The 17,157-nt window shown below is 59.9% G+C and carries 16 protein-coding genes; 10 read left to right on the forward strand and 6 right to left on the reverse strand.

Translation table 11 applies throughout. The features are described 5' to 3' along the window. Nucleotides 1–10: 10 nt before the first annotated feature. Together MOQ67_RS23090 and MOQ67_RS23095 are read left to right on the forward strand one after the other, a co-directional pair. Nucleotides 11–1,522 carry a purine-cytosine permease family protein gene (locus MOQ67_RS23090; RefSeq protein WP_448675578.1) on the forward strand — a complete coding sequence of 504 codons (1,512 nt, stop codon included), beginning with the start codon at nucleotides 11–13 and terminating at the stop codon, nucleotides 1,520–1,522. 34 nt (nucleotides 1,523–1,556) lie between these two features. Beyond that, nucleotides 1,557–2,939 (forward strand): sodium:solute symporter, encoded by a 1,383-nt coding sequence (locus MOQ67_RS23095; protein ID WP_253397794.1) that lies wholly within the window; start codon nucleotides 1,557–1,559, stop codon nucleotides 2,937–2,939. A 158-nt stretch (nucleotides 2,940–3,097) separates the two neighbouring features. Here MOQ67_RS23095 and MOQ67_RS23100 read toward each other — a convergent pair whose 3' ends face one another. Beyond that, on the reverse strand, nucleotides 3,098–3,220 hold the full coding sequence (locus MOQ67_RS23100) for a PA1414 family protein (RefSeq protein ID WP_003193089.1): 123 nt from the start codon (nucleotides 3,218–3,220) through the stop codon (nucleotides 3,098–3,100). Nucleotides 3,221–3,360: 140 nt separating this feature from the next. After that, the gene (gene ptrR / locus MOQ67_RS23105) at nucleotides 3,361–4,254 is read right to left on the reverse strand and encodes a putrescine utilization regulator PtrR (protein ID WP_253397796.1); all 894 of its coding nucleotides are present in this window, start codon (nucleotides 4,252–4,254) and stop codon (nucleotides 3,361–3,363) included. Between the two features lie 105 nt (nucleotides 4,255–4,359). On the opposite strand from ptrR, the gene MOQ67_RS23110 reads away from it, so the two are divergent. Further along, complete coding sequence (locus tag MOQ67_RS23110; protein ID WP_448675579.1) at nucleotides 4,360–5,577, forward strand: YbfB/YjiJ family MFS transporter; 1,218 nt, start codon at nucleotides 4,360–4,362, stop codon at nucleotides 5,575–5,577. Here the strand turns inward: MOQ67_RS23110 and MOQ67_RS23115 are convergent. Then, nucleotides 5,489–6,931, reverse strand: coding sequence for an NCS1 family nucleobase:cation symporter-1 (locus MOQ67_RS23115; RefSeq protein ID WP_448675580.1), 1,443 nt, complete (start codon nucleotides 6,929–6,931; stop codon nucleotides 5,489–5,491). The genes MOQ67_RS23110 and MOQ67_RS23115 overlap by 89 nt on opposite strands. A 372-nt stretch (nucleotides 6,932–7,303) precedes the next feature. Then, entirely contained in the window at nucleotides 7,304–8,140 is an 837-nt protein-coding gene (locus tag MOQ67_RS23120; RefSeq protein WP_253397801.1) for a CvfB family protein, read from the reverse strand. 322 nt (nucleotides 8,141–8,462) lie between these two features. Between MOQ67_RS23120 and MOQ67_RS23125 the strand changes: the two genes are divergently transcribed. The 3 genes from MOQ67_RS23125 to MOQ67_RS23135 all read left to right on the forward strand — a co-directional run bounded on the left by MOQ67_RS23125 (nucleotide 8,463) and on the right by MOQ67_RS23135 (nucleotide 10,507). Next, nucleotides 8,463–8,642 (forward strand): hypothetical protein, encoded by a 180-nt coding sequence (locus MOQ67_RS23125; protein ID WP_003193095.1) that lies wholly within the window; start codon nucleotides 8,463–8,465, stop codon nucleotides 8,640–8,642. A 210-nt stretch (nucleotides 8,643–8,852) separates the two neighbouring features. Next, nucleotides 8,853–9,575, forward strand: coding sequence for a TorF family putative porin (locus MOQ67_RS23130; RefSeq protein WP_253397803.1), 723 nt, complete (start codon nucleotides 8,853–8,855; stop codon nucleotides 9,573–9,575). Nucleotides 9,576–9,640: 65 nt separating this feature from the next. Continuing rightward, a complete protein-coding gene (locus MOQ67_RS23135; protein ID WP_321863224.1) occupies nucleotides 9,641–10,507 on the forward strand; it encodes a DUF6279 family lipoprotein in 867 nt (288 codons plus the stop codon). A 32-nt stretch (nucleotides 10,508–10,539) separates the two neighbouring features. Here MOQ67_RS23135 and MOQ67_RS23140 read toward each other — a convergent pair whose 3' ends face one another. Together MOQ67_RS23140 and MOQ67_RS23145 are read right to left on the reverse strand one after the other, a co-directional pair. After that, nucleotides 10,540–10,929, reverse strand: coding sequence for a transcriptional regulator (locus tag MOQ67_RS23140; RefSeq protein WP_253397807.1), 390 nt, complete (start codon nucleotides 10,927–10,929; stop codon nucleotides 10,540–10,542). A gap of 211 nt (nucleotides 10,930–11,140) precedes the next feature. After that, nucleotides 11,141–12,487 (reverse strand): DEAD/DEAH box helicase, encoded by a 1,347-nt coding sequence (locus MOQ67_RS23145; RefSeq protein ID WP_017845291.1) that lies wholly within the window; start codon nucleotides 12,485–12,487, stop codon nucleotides 11,141–11,143. Nucleotides 12,488–12,680: 193 nt separating this feature from the next. Between MOQ67_RS23145 and MOQ67_RS23150 the strand changes: the two genes are divergently transcribed. From MOQ67_RS23150 to MOQ67_RS23165, 4 genes are all read left to right on the forward strand, one after another. After that, complete coding sequence (locus MOQ67_RS23150) at nucleotides 12,681–13,970, forward strand: mechanosensitive ion channel family protein (protein WP_448675581.1); 1,290 nt, start codon at nucleotides 12,681–12,683, stop codon at nucleotides 13,968–13,970. Between the two features lie 436 nt (nucleotides 13,971–14,406). Further along, nucleotides 14,407–15,630, forward strand: a complete 1,224-nt coding sequence (locus tag MOQ67_RS23155) for an iron-containing redox enzyme family protein (RefSeq protein WP_448675582.1) — start codon at nucleotides 14,407–14,409, stop codon at nucleotides 15,628–15,630. Nucleotides 15,631–15,642: 12 nt separating this feature from the next. Further along, nucleotides 15,643–15,957, forward strand: coding sequence for a Rieske 2Fe-2S domain-containing protein (locus MOQ67_RS23160; RefSeq protein WP_247397386.1), 315 nt, complete (start codon nucleotides 15,643–15,645; stop codon nucleotides 15,955–15,957). An 8-nt stretch (nucleotides 15,958–15,965) separates the two neighbouring features. After that, entirely contained in the window at nucleotides 15,966–17,147 is a 1,182-nt protein-coding gene (locus tag MOQ67_RS23165; protein ID WP_253397813.1) for a hypothetical protein, read from the forward strand. Nucleotides 17,148–17,157: the final 10 nt, after the last annotated feature.

The raw sequence follows: 17,157 nt of genomic DNA on the forward strand, positions 1-17,157 counted from the left end.
GGAGCTGATCATGAATAATAAAAACAACGAAAACAGTATTCGCAAGATAGAAACCAACGGGGTCGAACAGATCCCGGACCACGAACGTAGCGCCGGGCCCAAGGATCTGTTTCGCCTGATCTTCGGCGGTGCCAACACCTTTGCCACGGCGGTGCTGGGCGCCTTTCCGGTGCTATTCGGCCTGTCGTTCCAGGCCGGTGTCTGGGCGATTGTGCTGGGCGTGCTGGTGGGTGCGCTGATCCTGGCGCCCATGGGCCTGTTCGGGCCGATCAATGGCACCAATAATGCCGTGTCGTCCGGGGCGCACTTCGGTGTGCATGGGCGGATTGTCGGCTCGTTTCTGTCATTGCTGACGGCGATTGCCTTCTTCTCACTGTCGGTGTGGAGTTCGGGCGATGCACTGGTCGGCGGTGCGAAGCGGCTGATCGGCCTGCCGGAAACCGACCTGGCCCTGGGCCTGGCCTACGGCGTGTTTGCCATCCTGGTGCTGACGGTGTGTATCTACGGCTTTCGCTTCATGCTGTGGGTCAACCGCATCGCGGTATGGGCGGCGAGCCTGCTGTTTCTGTTGGGGATCTTCGCGTTCGCGCCGACCTTCGACAGCCACTTCGCCGGCAGCGTAGCCCTCGGCCAGAGCGGCTTCTGGGCCGCGTTTATCGGCGCGGCGCTGGTGGCGATGAGTAACCCGATCTCCTTCGGCGCGTTTCTCGGTGACTGGTCGCGCTATATCCCGCGTGAAACACCGAAAATGCGCATCATGCTGGCGGTGGTCGCGGCACAGATCGCCACCTTGATCCCGTTCCTGTTCGGCCTGGCCACCGCGACCATCGTCGCGGTCAAGGCACCGGACTACATCGCGGCCAACAACTACGTCGGCGGTCTGCTGGCGGTGGCGCCGAGCTGGTTCTTCCTGCCGGTGTGCCTGATCGCGGTGATCGGCGGCATGTCCACCGGCACCACGTCGCTGTATGGCACGGGGTTGGACATGTCCAGCGTGTTCCCGCGTCTGCTGTCGCGGGTCAAGGCCACGCTGCTGATCGGGCTGATGTCGATTGCCTTCATCTTTATCGGACGTTTCGCCGCCAACCTGGTGCAGAGCGTGTCGACCTTCGCGGTGCTGATCATCACCTGCACCACCCCGTGGATGGTGATGATGATCATCGGTCTGATCGTGCGTCGCGGCTTCTACTGTCCGGACGACCTGCAAGTATTTACCCGCGGCGAACGCGGCGGGCGCTACTGGTTCAGCCACGGCTGGAACTGGCGCGGCCTGGGGGCCTGGATTCCGAGCGCGTTGGTGGGGCTGTGCTTCGTCAACCTGCCGGGGCAGTTTGTCGGGCCATTGGGCAACCTCGCCGAGGGCATCGATATCAGCCTGCCGGTGACCTTGGGGCTGGCCTCGGTGGTGTACCTGAGCTTGCTGCGCCTGTTCCCGGAACCGGCTGCCGTGTACGGCCCTACCGATCCGCGCAGCGAACGCACGGACGTGCGCGCTGAACCGGCGCTGCAAAAAGCCGCCTGATTTCCATAAAAAAGATAATCGGAGACCCGCCATCATGGCTTTGGATTTATTCGTCGTACTCCTCTACGCCGCCGGCATGCTCGTGCTCGGCTATTACGGCATGCGCCGCGCCAAGACCCACGAAGACTACCTGGTCGCCGGGCGCAATCTCGGCCCGTCGCTGTACATGGGCACCATGGCCGCCACGGTATTGGGCGGCGCGTCCACCGTCGGCACCGTGCGCCTGGGTTATGTGCACGGCATCTCCGGCTTCTGGCTGTGCGCAGCGCTGGGCATGGGGATCATTGCGCTGAACCTGTTCCTGGCCAAACCGTTGCTGAAGCTGAAAATCTTCACCGTCACCCAGGTCCTGGAAAAACGCTACAACCCCATGGCCCGCCAGGCGAGTGCGGTGATCATGCTGGCCTACGCGCTGATGATCGGCGTGACCTCGATCCTGGCCATCGGCACCGTGCTGCAGGTGCTGTTCGGCCTGCCCTTCTGGATTTCGGTGCTGCTCGGCGGTGGCGTGGTGGTGGTGTACTCGACCATCGGCGGCATGTGGTCGCTGACCCTGACCGACATCGTGCAGTTCGTGATCAAGACCGTCGGCCTGATGTTTATCCTGCTGCCGATCTGCCTGTACCGTGTCGGCGGCTGGGACGAACTGGTGGCCAAGCTGCCAGCGTCGAGCTTCAGCTTCACCGCGATCGGCTGGGACACGATCATCACCTACTTCATGATCTACTTTTTCGGCATCCTGATCGGCCAGGACATCTGGCAACGGGTGTTCACCGCCCGTGACGAAAAAGTCGCCCAGTACGCAGGCACCTTCGCCGGCTTCTACTGCATTCTCTACGGCCTGGCCTGTGCGTTGATCGGCATGGCGGCCCATGTGCTGATCCCCGATCTGGATAACGTCAACAACGCGTTTGCCGCGATCGTTAAAATGTCGCTGCCCGATGGCATTCGTGGGTTGGTGATTGCGGCAGCGTTGGCGGCGATGATGTCGACGGCCAGCGCCGGCTTGCTGGCGGCGTCCACCGTGTTGACCGAAGACCTGCTGCCACGTTTGCGCGGCGGCAAGCAGTCGAGCCTGAACATCAACCGCCTGTTCACGATGCTGACTGGTATCGCGGTACTGGGCATCGCCCTGGTGGTGAACGATGTGATCAGCGCCCTGACCCTGGCTTACAACCTGTTGGTGGGGGGCATGCTGATCCCGCTGATCGGGGCGATTTTCTGGAAGCGCGCGACGACCTCAGGGGCGATTACGTCCATGACCCTGGGCTTTGTGACCGCGTTGGTGTTCATGTTCAAGGATGGCTTGGACGCGAACACGCCGATCTACTACAGTCTGGCGGTGGCGTTGGTGAGTTTTGTCGGGGTGAGCCTGTTGTCGCGCCGGCCTGAAACGGTGCCAGCTCGGGCGGCCTGAACAAACACCTGGCCTATCACGTTTTCTTCAGCGGGTGCGACGTCGGATGTCGCACCCGTTTTTTTTGCGTGGCGTACAAGACAGGGTGGGGGCGGGTTTGCTCGCTCCTACACAAGCCCGCGCCTACATTAATTCTGCGGCATTCCAGCGGCTGCGGTTTACCGCCGACGTGGACGACGTTGCTCATCATCCGTGCGAATGGGCACCGGCTGCAGCGGGGGCTCGATCAGACCCAGCGCAACGCCAAGGTCGTGGAGCCAGTTTTGGATTTTCTCTTTCATGATTGCCCCCTTTGAGGGTAGTGCCGGTCGGCGGGAATTCGTTCGCCTCTTCCTACAGATAGTAGCCCTAACTCCTACGTATTGCTTCAACGAAACCACAACGAACTATTACTGAATTGATTCAAATGCCGACGGATCGTTCAGGCAATCGCACAGGCATCTTGCGGCGACTCTGCCTGACCTTCGCGCTGCAGTTCGATCCATGCGTTGAGATTAGCGCCGAGCATACCCTTTCGCCACATCAGCCAGGTGGTCGCAGTGGCAAAAGGCCCAGATAGGGGATGAACGGACACACTGTCCTTGCCTGGCAGGCTGTCGAGCATGGATTCGGACATCAGGGCCACGCCGGAACCGGCGATCACACAGGCGAGCATGCCCTGATAAGACTCAATCTCAATGGCGCGGCCCATGGCCACGCGCTCGTGGGAAAACCACGTCTCCAAACGCCGGCGATAGGAACAACTGCGTCGGAAGGTGAACACCGCACGGCCGGCCACATCCTGAGGACCGTGTACCGGTGGGTGGTCGGCTTCGCAAATCAGCACCAGCTTTTCGTCGCACAAGGGCACACCGTCCAGCGTCGCGAGGGTCAGCGGGCCGTCGACCAGCGCAGCGTCAAGACGCCCGGTGATCAAGCCTTCCAGCAGCTCCCCGCTGGGCGCCGACTGCACCTGCAAATTCACCAGCGGATACGCCTTGTGGTAGCGCGCCAACAGTTTCGGTAAGTGAATCGCGGCGGTGCTGTACATGCTGCCCAGCACAAAGTCGCCGGCCGGTTGCCCGCCTTGCACGGCACCGTGGGCTTCGTCGTGCAGCGCCAGCAGACGGGTGCTGTAGTCCAGCAACACTTTGCCCGCCGGGGAAAGCTGCAGGCGTTGACGTTCACGGACGAACAACTCGACGCCCAGTTGTTCCTCCATCTGCTTGAGCCGGGTCGACAGGTTCGACGGCACGCGGTGCAAACGCTCGGCAGCGCGGGTGATGGAGCCCTCTTCCGCCACGGCCTGGAAAATGCGCAATTGACTGAACTCCATACCTTTCTCCAAAACTGAACAAGTTGATCACTATTATTCAATTTTACAGAACATCAATCCACCTTAGCCTGCACGTCATTCGCTTTCCCGCAGGAAACCTTGCACATGTCGCCGTTGACTCGCCTCCTCGCCAGCTTTATCGCCCTGATGATGGCCATGGGCATTGGCCGCTTCGCCCTCACCCCGCAAATGCCGCATTTGCTGAGCGAAGGACAGATCGACCTGACAGGTGCCGGGCTGATCGCTGCCGCCAACTACCTGGGCTACTTCGTCGGTGCGGTGGATTCAACTTTTGCCCGCAGCCATCGCCATGTGCGCGCCCGTTTGTACGGCGGGTTGTGGTTGTGCGTGCTGCTGACCCTGGCGTCGTACTGGGCCCATGGGTTCTGGCCGCACCTGTTGTTGCGCTTCGGCACCGGCGTGGCCAGCGCCTGGGCACTGGTGATGATCACCAGCCTCAGCCAACCGCTGGCGATTGCCGCCGGGCGGCCACGCTTGGGCGCCCTGGTGTTTGCCGGGCCGGGCCTGGGGATTCTGTTGACCGGCCTGCTGGCGCTAGGCTCGAACCTGCTACGGCAAAGCTCCGCAACACTGTGGCTGGTCTATGGCGGGGTGGCGCTGCTGATGCTGTTGGCGATCCTGCCTTTCCTGCCTCGACCGAGCCTCACTGACGCGCCCATCAGCGGCGCGGACAGCAATGCGAGCATCGCGCACCTGGGCTGGATTTATTTTCTGTTCGGCCTTGGCTACATCATTCCGGCGACCTTTCTGTCACAGATGGCCAGCGCGCAGTTCAAGGGCGCCTGGCAGGCAGACCTGTTCTGGCCATGCTTTGGCCTGGCGGCTGCGCTCGGCGTGGTCGTGGCGAGCCTGCGCCGCAAGGCCGCGAACATAACCCGTCGCTGGCTGATGACAACCTTATGGCTGCAAGCGGCGGGCGTGTTTGCCTGCTTGCTCGGCAACGGCTGGGGTCTGGCGCTGGGCGTGTTGCTGTGCGGCGGGCCTTTTCTGGCCTGTATGCAGTTGGTGATGGCGCGCTTGCGGGAGGTGGCGCCTCACGGCTATCAGCGCAGCACCGGGGTGCTGACTGCCTGCTTTGCCATCGGTCAACTGAGCGGCCCGTTGCTCGCATCGGTGAGCAATCACCTGAGCGACGGCCTGCAACCGGCGCTGGTGATTGCCGGTTGCGGGCTGCTAATGGCGGGCGCGGTGTTGCTGCGCCCCGCTACGACGGTCAGCCAGCAATCAGCGGCGTTGGCACGCGAACTTGTTCGCGTCGAGCGAGCACCAGCAAAAACAGCCCACCCAGGAAACAGCCGGTAAACCAGGCGAAGTTGGCCATGCCCTGCAATGCCGGGGTGAAAGTGATCGCGACGCCCACCAGCGTCGCCGGCACCAGAGCCTTGACCGCCGTCCAGTTCACGCCACCGTCGAAGTAGTAGCGCCCGCTCGGGCTGTCGTCGAACAGCGCGTCCACGTCGATCTGCTGTTTTTTGATCAGGTAGAAGTCCACCAGCAGAATCCCGAACAACGGCCCGATAAACGCGGCGAGTATGTCCAGGGTGTAGTGGATCATCAGCGGGTTGTTGAACAGGTTCCACGGGGTGATAAAGATTGAAGCCACAGCAGCAATCATGCCGCCGGCGCGCCAACTGATTCTGCTCGGCGCAACGTTGGCGAAGTCGAACGCCGGGGACACGAAGTTGGCGACGATATTGATGCCGATCGTGGCCGTGACAAAGGCAAAGGCACCCAGCAACACGGCCACGCTGTTGTCGATACGCGAAACGGTGGCGATCGGGTCGTGGAGCATTTCGCCGAATACCGGCAAGGTGCCCGAGACGATCACCACAGTCACCAAAGAGAACGCCAGAAAATTCACCGGCAGCCCCCAGAAATTACCGCGACGCACGTCCTGCATACTGCGGCAGTAGCGGCTGAAATCACCGAAATTCAGCGTCGGTCCGGAGAAGTAAGACACCACCAACGCCGTCGCCACGATCACCTGGCCAAAAGCCTGCCAGCCCGACAGGGATTTTTCCGCCAGGGTAAAGCTGATATTCGCCCAACCCGCCTTCCACACGATCCAGCCGGCCAGGGCGAACATCACCGCATAGACCACCGGCCCGGCCCAGTCGATAAAGCGCCGGATAGACTCCATGCCCGCCCAGAATACGGCCGCCTGCAACACCCACAAGCTGAGGAAACCAAACCAGCCCAGATAGGACAGACCCGCGAAGTGCGGCTCTGCATACACGGCCATCTGTGGGAAAAAGCGCAGCACCACGATGATCAGCGCACTCGACGCCAGATACGTCTGAATCCCGTACCACGCCACCGCGATCAAGCCACGTATCACCGCCGGAATATTCGCACCGAACACACCAAACGCCAGTCGGCAGATCACCGGGTACGGTACAGCCGCTTGCTGGCTCGGCTTGGCCACCAGGTTGGCGATCAATTGCACGATGCAAATGCCCGCGAGCAATGCAATCAGCACCTGCCAACTGGCCAGCCCGAGGGCGAACAGGCTGGCAGCGAAGACGTAACCGCCGACGCTGTGGACGTCGCTCATCCAGAAGGCAAAGATGTTGTACCAGGTCCACTTCTGCGGCAGTGGGCCCAGGTCCTGGTTGTACAGGCGCGGGCTGTAGCCTTTAGGCAATTGTTCGGTCATCGCTGGGCTCCTCGAAATACCCGCCTGCGCTGCCGTAACGGGATGCATACGGAAGGCGGCACGGTTTGTATACGAGAGAGTCAGCAGAATGCGTGCCAATGGCACACAATCCCCACGGGCCGGGGTGCCAAAGGATGTATCGAGAGTTAGATCGGTGTATACCGCTCAGCAACGGTGCACGCCTTAATCCTGTACACAATCACTTGCACATCCGTTGTGCACACAGGTGCCTGACTGTGCACTAGGCGGCGCTGAGGAATGTGGCCACGTTGCTCAGGTCATCTGCGCCGTAGGCCGACAGAACAAGGATTTACGGGTCATCGGCACAGCTTCTGTAGGAGCGATTTGCGCCTACAGAAGAGCAAACCGCACTCAGCTCAGTTCAATGCGATCGGCATGAATCACAATCTGACCCTGCTTGTAGAGCGCACCAATGGCCTTCTTGAAGTTGCCTTTGCTGACGCCGAACAAGTTGCTGATCACCGCCGGGTCGCTTTTATCGCTGACCGGCAAGCTGCCGTTGTTTTCACGCAACTTGGCGAGGATCTTCGAGTTGAGGCTGGAGGCCGCTTCCTGGCCGACCGGCTGCAGGCTCAGGCTGATATTGCCGTCGGCGCGGATTTCCTTGATAAAGCCTTTCTCTTCCTTGCCCGGGCGCAGGAACTTGAACACTTCGTTCTTGTGGATCAGGCCCCAGTGCTTGTTGTTGATGATCGCCTTGAAGCCCATGTCCGTGGCCTCGGCCACCAGCAGGTCGACTTCCTGGCCCACCTCGTAGTTGGCGGGCGTCTTGTCGAGGTAGCGGTCAAGACGCGCGGTGGCGGTGATGCGCTTGGTGTGTTTGTCGAGATAGACATGCACCACGCAATATTCACCAGCGGTCAATTGACGTTTTTCTTCCGAATACGGCAGCAACAGATCCTTGGGCAAACCCCAATCGAGGAAAACACCAATGCTGTTGACTTCGACGACTTTCAAACTGGCAAATTCGCCAACTTGAACTTTGGGTTTTTCAGTGGTGGCGATAAGTTTGTCATCGCTGTCCAAGTAAATGAATACGTTAAGCCAGTCTTCATCTTCACTGGGAATATCTTTGGGGATATACCGATTAGGCAAGAGGATTTCACCGTCTTGCGCACCATCCAGGTACAAACCAAAGTTAGTGTGTTTAACCACTTGCAAGCTGTTGTAGCGCCCGACTAAAGCCATTTCCAATACCCTCATTGCGTGGGCGGCATTCTACCCGAGTTGCGCCCTGCACGCGCGCGCGCCTGAAAAATCGCGGGCTCGCATGGCGTTCTACTGGCTGCGCCCCGCTCGTCTGATCAGTCGGCTGAATTTTGCAGCGCTTGCGGCGCCCGGCAGGCCGCGTGGTTTCGAGTTAAAACAGCAAGTTAGGGGCTTATTTCGACGACAAACTTTGCGTGTTTCGGCCATCACAGTAAATACCAGAGGATATTTACCAAGCAATTGTCAAGCATTTCCTGTACTATGCCTGGCCAAGTTAATTTTCTACAGGTTAGTGGCCGCCATGCGCGTAAAAGCATCCAATAGCAAAGCAAAGCCAGCTCCCGCCGTCGAAACCAGCGAGTCGATCAACAGCCAGATCGCTGCGTTCCTCAAGTCCGGTGGCGAAATCCAGCAGATTGCCAAGGGCGTGAGCGGCCAGACTTTCGGCCCGTCCAAGCAGATCAGCCTGGGCAAGAAGTAAGCTGACGGCGCAATACACCTGGTCCCTAAGCGTCTTGCCAGCAAGGCGCTAGGACTAGAGTCCGAAACACCCTCTTGCTTCACCCCCTGCTCCACAAAATCGACGAACGGGCCTCAGCGCCTGGCATTCGCCGGTATGCTTGCACGCGTCTAGCACGGGCATCCGCCTGATTTCTTCCGTTACTGCTCCTCGCTTTTCATGGAGTGAAGCATGCTCAAACCGATTATTTTCCTGCTCAGTGCCCTCGCCGCGAGCCCACTGGCCGAAGCGCAAATTTTCCAGCGCGAATTGGGCGACTTCGATCTGAAATTGGGCACCACGCCCAGCCGCAGCATGGCCCAGGGCCTGGTCAAGCCGACCTCGCCGGGCAGCGACGCCTTCCACGGCGGCCTCGACCTGAGCCACGACAGCGGCCTGTACGTCGGCCAGTTCTCACCGAACATGGGCCTGTCTTCGGCGAGCAACCTTGAAATCGACTCGTACCTGGGGTTCAAACACCCCTTCGACCAGACGCTGGGCTACGAAGTGGGACTGATCCACTACAGCTACCCCTCGCTCAGCCCCCTCGACAGCCAGGAGTTCTATGGCGGCCTGAACCTGCTGGGCAATCGCTTCGGCGCGTCCTTCAGCAATGACCCCGACCGCCAGGACAGCACCCTGTTCGCCGACCTTGGCGGTACACAACCGTTCGGCATCGGCGTCAGCATGAAGTACACCACGCATCAACTGGGCAGCCCGGTCTCGGTGGACGGCGGTTCGATCCGCAGTTTCAGCGACTGGTCGGTGCAATTCTCGAGGGCGTGGATGGGCGTTGACCTTGACCTGATCTACAGCGACTCCAGCCTCAATGGCGGCGACTGCTCGGCCTACTCCGGACACAATTCGCAATGCGATGGGTTGTTGACCCTGAAGGCTGCGCGGACGTTTTATTGATGGGCTGAACTGTCGCACCCAGCGCGGGTTCACATGCATCAACCCCTCTGCGCAAGGACCTGCCCATGTTGCATCGGCTCACATTTCTGCTGGTATTCGTGATCGCGAGCCTGGTGCTTGGCGGCTGCAACCGTGTGGGTTTGGCCTATCGCAATCTCGATGTGATCATCCCGTGGACCCTCAATGATTACCTGGACATGAACGCCGGGCAGAAGCGCTGGTTCAACGACACACTCCAGCAACACCTGGCCTGGCATTGCACCACGCAGTTGCCAGGCTATCTGGACTGGCTCGACCGTCTGCAACAGATGGTCGACAACCATCAGGTCAGCGACAGCGCCTTGCAGAGCCGTACCGGCGAAGCCAAACAGGCGGTTAACGAGATCGCACGCGCGATCACCCCGTCGGCGGTCCACTTGCTGCGCGGGCTGGACGACCAGCAGGTCAAGGACATGAACGACGCCCTGGCCAAAGACCTGCGCAAGCGCCAGGACGAATACCTGAAACCGCCCCTGCCGCGACAAATCCAGGCGCGTGCCGAGCGTATGAGCAAGCGCCTCGATACGTGGATCGGGCCGCTCAGCGCCAGCCAGCAGCAACGCGTGGCGGCCTGGTCTGCGGAGCTGGGTGACCAGAACCAACAGTGGATCGACAACCGCGCCCGCTGGCAGGCGCAGTTCATCGACGCCGTGCAACAACGCCACGACGCTGACTTTACGCAGAAAATGCAACAATTGTTGGTGGACCGGGAACGTGCATGGACCCCGGAATACAGGGAGGCTGATGCCCAGACAGAAACAGCAGCGCGCAGCCTGATCGTGGATCTAATGGCGCAAAGCAGCGTACAACAACGCCAGAAATTGACGCACAAAATCGCGGGCGTGCGCAGCGATTTCAAGGCGCTCAAATGCCTCAACGCCGCCGCTGACTAGAACGTGGGAGCAAGACTGCTCCCACATGCTCTTCAGGCAATCGCCGCCTTGGACGCCACGTCATCAAACGTCACCGGTTCCAGCGCATCCACCTGCTCATCCAGCACCTCACGCGGGTGAGCGTTGCCCGGTATTGAGCTGTCGATCAAGGCCAGCAATTGGGCACCTCGCGGCGTCAGAACAAAGTTCTCACCACTGCCACCCTCGTCCTCTGGCCGCGACTCGATAAACCCGCGCTTGAACAACAGCGCTTCGTAATCCGCAGCGGTCTTTTTCAGCGCATCCAGATTGCCGGTGGACTCGCCCGCCGTGGCCTTATCAGCGGCTTCCTCCTCGGCGTATTTGCGCGGGGCAAAGCTGCCCTCGCCATTCTGCACTTCATGCAGCAGACGCTCGATCAGATCCCAGTTGTAAGTCGTCATCCTGATTCCTCCTGCGGGCCAAAGGAAAGTAACCCGTCTAGAGGTGTGACACGCGACGTCACTGGCCGTTCAGCCGAATGGACAGGCGTCACTTCTGTGTACTTTCCAGACGTTCGCCGCCTCAACTGGGCGGAAAGAAGCTGCGACCAATGCAAAAACCGAAGGCAATAAAAAACCGGACAACGTCCGGTTTTTTTGTAGCGGCCCAGCCTTACTCGGCAGCTGGTGCTTCCGGCTTGCGGCGCTTGAGTGGCGCCATGCCGTCCTTGCTGACCAACGACAGGTTGTCGGTCTTCGGCCGGTTGGCGATCTTGCGCTTGGTCGGCGACTTGGCGCCGGCCTTCTTCTTGTCACCCTTGCCGTCGACTTTTTTCTTCTTCACGCCCACGGCCTTGCCCGACGCCTTGACCTTCTTCGGCCCGGTGTAGGTGCCTTTGACTTCCTTGATGGTGCGGCGCTCGAACGACTGCTTGAGGTAGCGCTCGATGCTCGACATCAGGTTCCAGTCGCCGTGGCAGATCAGTGAGATCGCCAGGCCATCGTTGCCGGCACGCCCGGTGCGGCCGATACGGTGGACGTATTCGTCGCCGCTGCGGGGCATGTCGAAGTTGATGACCATGTCCAGGCCGTCGACATCCAGGCCGCGCGCGGCGACGTCGGTGGCGACCAGGATCTTCACCCCGCCTTGCTTGAGGCGGTCGATCGCCAGCTTGCGGTCCTTCTGGTCTTTCTCGCCGTGCAGGACGAACGCTTTGTAATCCTGCGCCACCAGGCGGCCGTAGATGCGATCGGCCGCAGCGCGGGTGTTGGTGAACACGATGGCCTTCTGATAGGTCTCGTTGGCCAACAGCCAGTTGAGGATCTGTTCTTTGTGGACGTTATGGTCAGCGGTGATGATCTGCTGGCGCGTGGTCGCGTTCAGGTCGCTGACGTTGTTGACCTGCAGGTGCTCGGGGTTGTTCAGGACCTTGGCAACCATGTCGCGCAGGGTCGAACCGCCGGTGGTGGCGGAGAACAGCATGGTCTGCTGGCGATTCACACATTCAGCCACCAGGCGCTGCACGTCATCGGCAAAGCCCATGTCGAGCATGCGGTCGGCTTCGTCGAGCACCAGCACTTCGACTTCCTTGAGGTCGAGGTTGCCGGCGTTGAGTTGCTCGATCATGCGGCCCGGGGTGCCGATGAGGATGTCCGGGACCTTGCGCAGCATGGCGGCCTGGACCTTGAAGTCTTCGCCGCCAGTGATCAGGCCGGACTTGATGAAGGTGAACTGCGAAAAACGTTCGACTTCCTTCAGGGTCTGCTGGGCCAGCTCGCGGGTCGGCAGCAGGATCAGGGTCTTGATGCTGACGCGGACTTTGGCCGGGCCGATCAGGCGGTTAAGAATCGGCAGGACGAAAGCGGCCGTCTTGCCACTCCCGGTTTGAGCCGTCACCCGCAGGTCACGCCCTTCGAGCGCGAGCGGGATGGCCGCTGCCTGCACAGGCGTAGGCTCGACAAATTTAAGCTCGGCCACGGCTTTGAGCAGGCGTTCGTGCAGGGCGAATTGGGAAAACACGGGTGCTACCTCGAAGAATTACAAAATATCAGCTGCATAGGGTAACGGTTTCGGGCGTCCAAACCGAGTTTCTTTACGCGAACAGGGCTAATCAGCTGCTTTTTTGTTAAGGCGTTTGTCCGTAACGCCAATGTTGCGGCACTTAAATGCTCTAATCGCCCGGTCTTGTCTTACAGAAGAATCGGTTTCACCCATGGATATCAAACAGCTCTGGCTCAACGTCAAAGACCTTTGGAGCGCCCTCGACGAACATCCCCTGCTGCATTCCAGCCTGGGCTTGCTGGTGCTGCTGGTGGTGGCCCTGTTGCTCGGACGGGCGGCGCGTTACCTCATCCTGCATGCGGTCAAGTTGCTCGGGCGGCAACCGGCCCTGCACTGGCTCAATGACCTGCGCCACAACAAAGTCTTCCACCGCCTGGCGCAGATAACGCCGTCGCTGGTGATCCAGTTCGGCCTGCACCTGGTGCCGGACCTGAGCAAGACCGCAACGCTGTTCATCGGCAACGTGGCGTTGGCGTTCACCATCCTGTTCGTGGTGCTGGCCATGAGCGCGCTGCTCAACGCCCTGCTCGACATCTATGCGCGCACCGAACACGCGCGTACCCGCTCGATCAAGGGTTATGTGCAGTTGGCGAAGATGGTGCTGTTCGTGTTTGGCGCGATCATCATCGTCGCCACCCTGATCGACCGCTCGCCACTGTTGCTGCTGTCCGGCCTGGGTGCGATGTCGGCGGTGATCTTGTTGGTGTACAAGGACACCCTGCTGTCGTTCGTCGCCAGCGTGCAGTTGACCAGCAACGACATGCTGCGGGTGGGCGACTGGATCGAAATGCCCCAGGTCGGCGCCGACGGTGACGTGGTGGACATCACCTTGCACACGGTCAAGGTGCAGAACTTCGACAAGACCATCGTCTCGATTCCGACTTGGCGCCTGATGTCCGAGTCGTTCAAGAACTGGCGCGGCATGCAGGCGTCCGGCGGGCGTCGGATCAAGCGCAGCCTGTTCATCGACGCCAGCGCCGTGCGCTTTCTGCGCGACGATGAAGAAGTCCGCATGACCCAGGTCCACCTGCTCACCGACTACATCAGCCGCAAGCAAGCCGAACTCAAGGCCTGGAACGAAGCCCAGGGCCAAAGCGCGCAGTTGTCGGCCAACCGCCGGCGCATGACCAACCTCGGCACCTTCCGCGCGTATGCCCTGGCTTACCTGACAAGCCACCCGGACATCCAGCCGAACATGACCTGCATGGTGCGTCAGATGCAAACCACCGCCCAGGGCGTGCCGCTGGAAATCTACTGCTTCATCCGCACCACGGCGTGGTCGGATTACGAGCGGATTCAAGGGGATATCTTCGATTACCTGCTGGCGGTGCTGCCGGAATTCGGTTTGAGCCTGTACCAACAGCCAAGCGGCACTGACCTGCGCAGCGGGCTGTTTGCAATGACGCAGAACGCCACCGCCGCGCAAGCGCTGGAGAACTGACACCGCGCACGGTGAGGGGCTCGCTTGCCCCTTGCCTGTTGGATCGCCCCCCCAGCGCCAAATCAGGCCTTGCGCTACAGGCCAAGCCTGCCCGGCAAATAGCTGACGAACATGTTTAGTTGCCACCCTCCGCAAAATCAAACCCACGTAGCAACAAAGAAAACTTCACCTATACATTTAGTGAATTTCACTATCCAGGCGCCCGATTTTTAATCTGTTTTTAGAAAAACCAAAGCTATAGCATCTGGCCATCGAACAACTCTGTGAGAAGGCGTTACTTATGTTATGGACAACTAAGCTTTCAGATGATGCGGCACACTTTGTATTAAGTTCGGATGCGGAAGCACTGACTCACTACTGCAGTGCAACTGGCTTTTCTCAACCTCGCGACTTTTATACCGACAGCCCTTACCAGCGACCTTCAAGGCCGCAGGACGTGACCGATGCAATTATCAGCACCCGCCTGACAAGCGACCAACTTTCACACAGCCAGCATCTTTTGGCGCAACGCTTGTTATTGAACATCTATGAACAAGACTTGGTCTTTTTACCCAAGCCGCCCATGGCACTGGATCTCAAGGCATTCAAGAATTTTTATGATCCGCAGCATGCCGCGTCCGGTAAAAAGATTCGTCCGCTACTCGAGCAATACCTCTACAACTGGCTCAAGGAAGAGGTTCACATCAACGGTCCCTGGTGCCTGGACTCCTTCGTCGCCCACACCGACAAGGTATTGGACGATGTGGCCCGGTCCGACTCCAAGCTCCATGAAGTCCTGACCACCAGCCGCCATCCCGAACGTGCTGCGCGGTTTTTCATGACGCAATGCGCCGGCGACTTCCTCAGTGAAGCCTCGGCCATGGCGCGCAATGTGCTGGGTAACTGCGGCGTGTACACCAGTGAGCTGTTCAAGATCCTGATCGACGAATACGGCTACGGCATCGACAAGAAGAAGCACAGCACCATTTTTGAAGACATGCTCAAGGACATGAACATGTCCCATCACGTGCATCACTACTGGCAGTTCTATACCCCCGCCTCGCTGTCGCTCACCAACTACTTCCACTACGTGTCGGCCAACCATGGCGAGCTGTTCCGCTATATCGGCGCCATGTACTACACCGAAGCCACACTGGCCCTGACCACCCAGCATCAGTCACGCGCTATCAAGACGATCTTCAACGGCGCGGTCTCCACCGAATACTTCGATGAGCACTCACACATCGATGTGCATCACGGAAGAATGGCCCTGCAACGCCTGATCCTGCCGATGATCAAACAATTCGGCAACGCGATCATCCCCGACCTTATCCGTGGGTTTGAGGAGTTCCGGTTACTGCAGGACATCGCCGACGATGAGCTTTATGCCCATATCAAGTGGCATGACGAGATGGATGAACACCGCGCCCACGCCGGCACCCTCCATGGCCGCAAGCCGGTGGACCTGACGATCACCGAGCCTGAACACGAGCTTTCGGTGCTGCACACCCACCCCAACGACGAGCTGTTCTGGGTCGAATCCGGCGAGCTGGATTTTGTCGCCAGCCCCGAACTGACCGTGCGGCTCAAGGCCGGGGAAGGCGTGGTGATTCCCAAGGGCATGCTGCATGGCACCTGCATCGTCAGCCCCTCCTGCACCTACACCGTCACGGCCATTTGAGGACCCCGCCCCATGAAAGCCATCAGCCTGAACCTCAGCCATACCCACTATGTGGCGGTGGACGGGAAAACCTACTTTCTCAAGCGTCATGCGCATTCGACTCAACTGCTGCCGACAGCCTGCCCCCATCGCGGCGGCCCGCTGCACATGGGGGAAGTGACGGGTGACGGGCAAAGCGTGATCTGCCCCTGGCACGACAACGCCTACAAGGTCTGCAACCTGGAAAAGAAGTCGCTGCCCACCGTTCGCGTCAGAAACCAGATCAGTACCGTCATCGGTGACACCGAGCGATGCGTACCTCTCCTTAAACTCTCTCGTTACGACTGATGGTGCCCATGAATAATAAATCGACCCTTGCTGCGTTTTATTCGATCGTGACCCTCTTCACCGGCCTGGACATGGCGATTGTGATCGCTATGGTCTGGTTCGGGCTGGAGACCACCGGCTCGACGTTCCTGGTGGGCGCCACCTTATGCGTAGCGACCGTAGTGCCGTATTTGTGCGAACAGTACATCGGCAAGTTCTTCACCATTGAACTGAGCATGAAACGACTGCTGTACATTCGCCTGACCGCGTTCGCCGCCGTGCTGGGGCTGTCGTTTACCGACGCGGCGCTGTTGCCGATCGGCTTCCTGGCGATTGCCTTCGTGGTGGGGGTCACCGACTACTTCACCATCAGTACCCTGGAATCGAAAAACACCAAGCTGGTGCTGGCCGGGCTGACCAACAGCGACACCTCGGCGCGCTTGATGCAAACCTCCATCCAGATCGGGGCCTTTGGCGGTGCGCTGCTGGGCGGCGTGATTGTGGATGTGTTCAGCGTCAACCAGACCCTGCAGATCATCAGCCTGGGGGCGATCCTGTCATTGGCGGCGATTCTTTTTGTGGCGCCAACCCCCGTCGCCGATACCCCCGAGCAGGCCGCCGACGGCCACACGGCGCAGCCTCTGCACCTGCCGCGCAACCTGTACATCCTGATCATCGTGTTGAGCATGATCGGCTTCCATATCGGCGCCTTCAACAGCCTGGTGCCCATCGTGTTCCAGAAGCTCAACGAATGGAACGCCACCCTGTTTGGCGTCGCCAGCGGCCTGGCCGGCCTGGGTGCCTTCAGCGCCGCAGTGCTGCCACGGATCAAGCTCAACAGCTACAGCGCGATCCTGCTGGTGATACTGGCCGACGTGGCAATCGTCTATTTCCATAACCTCTACGTGATGATGGGCGCCGCCTTCCTGCTGGGTTTCTGCATCAACAGCCTGCGCATCCAATTGCGTAAAACCCTGATTGAGTCGGCATCCAACGCACGGATCGCCGACGTGATCGCCGCCAAAAGCTCGCTCTACTACCTGCTGGTCAGTGGCTCGGCGCCGATGATCCTGACGTTTTTCACCACCGCTGCCTTCCTCGGGCTCGAAGGTGCGCGCGTGCTGATGATCGTCTCCGCCGCGCTGTTGGCCGCTGCCGTACTGGCGTGGAACCTCACCCCTGCCGTCGCGGCCACCGCCACCACCGAATAGGAGTACCTGC

This window comes from Pseudomonas sp. LY-1, from assembly GCF_053502595.1.

Excerpts from the sequence above, each read along its gene's own strand:
- MOQ67_RS23090 (WP_448675578.1), top strand. The coding sequence starts at position 11 with ATGAATAATAAAAACAACGAAAACAGTATTCGCAAGATAGAAACCAAC.
- MOQ67_RS23100 (WP_003193089.1), bottom strand. The coding sequence starts at position 3,220 with ATGAAAGAGAAAATCCAAAACTGGCTCCACGACCTTGGCGTTGCGCTG.
- MOQ67_RS23160 (WP_247397386.1), top strand. The coding sequence starts at position 15,643 with ATGAAAGCCATCAGCCTGAACCTCAGCCATACCCACTATGTGGCGGTG.
- MOQ67_RS23095 (WP_253397794.1), top strand. The coding sequence starts at position 1,557 with ATGGCTTTGGATTTATTCGTCGTACTCCTCTACGCCGCCGGCATGCTC.
- MOQ67_RS23165 (WP_253397813.1), top strand. The coding sequence starts at position 15,966 with ATGAATAATAAATCGACCCTTGCTGCGTTTTATTCGATCGTGACCCTC.
- MOQ67_RS23110 (WP_448675579.1), top strand. The coding sequence starts at position 4,360 with ATGTCGCCGTTGACTCGCCTCCTCGCCAGCTTTATCGCCCTGATGATG.
- MOQ67_RS23135 (WP_321863224.1), top strand. The coding sequence starts at position 9,641 with ATGTTGCATCGGCTCACATTTCTGCTGGTATTCGTGATCGCGAGCCTG.
- ptrR (WP_253397796.1), bottom strand. The coding sequence starts at position 4,254 with ATGGAGTTCAGTCAATTGCGCATTTTCCAGGCCGTGGCGGAAGAGGGC.
- MOQ67_RS23150 (WP_448675581.1), top strand. The coding sequence starts at position 12,681 with ATGGATATCAAACAGCTCTGGCTCAACGTCAAAGACCTTTGGAGCGCC.
- MOQ67_RS23115 (WP_448675580.1), bottom strand. The coding sequence starts at position 6,931 with ATGACCGAACAATTGCCTAAAGGCTACAGCCCGCGCCTGTACAACCAG.
- MOQ67_RS23130 (WP_253397803.1), top strand. The coding sequence starts at position 8,853 with ATGCTCAAACCGATTATTTTCCTGCTCAGTGCCCTCGCCGCGAGCCCA.
- MOQ67_RS23125 (WP_003193095.1), top strand. The coding sequence starts at position 8,463 with ATGCGCGTAAAAGCATCCAATAGCAAAGCAAAGCCAGCTCCCGCCGTC.
- MOQ67_RS23140 (WP_253397807.1), bottom strand. The coding sequence starts at position 10,929 with ATGACGACTTACAACTGGGATCTGATCGAGCGTCTGCTGCATGAAGTG.
- MOQ67_RS23120 (WP_253397801.1), bottom strand. The coding sequence starts at position 8,140 with ATGGCTTTAGTCGGGCGCTACAACAGCTTGCAAGTGGTTAAACACACT.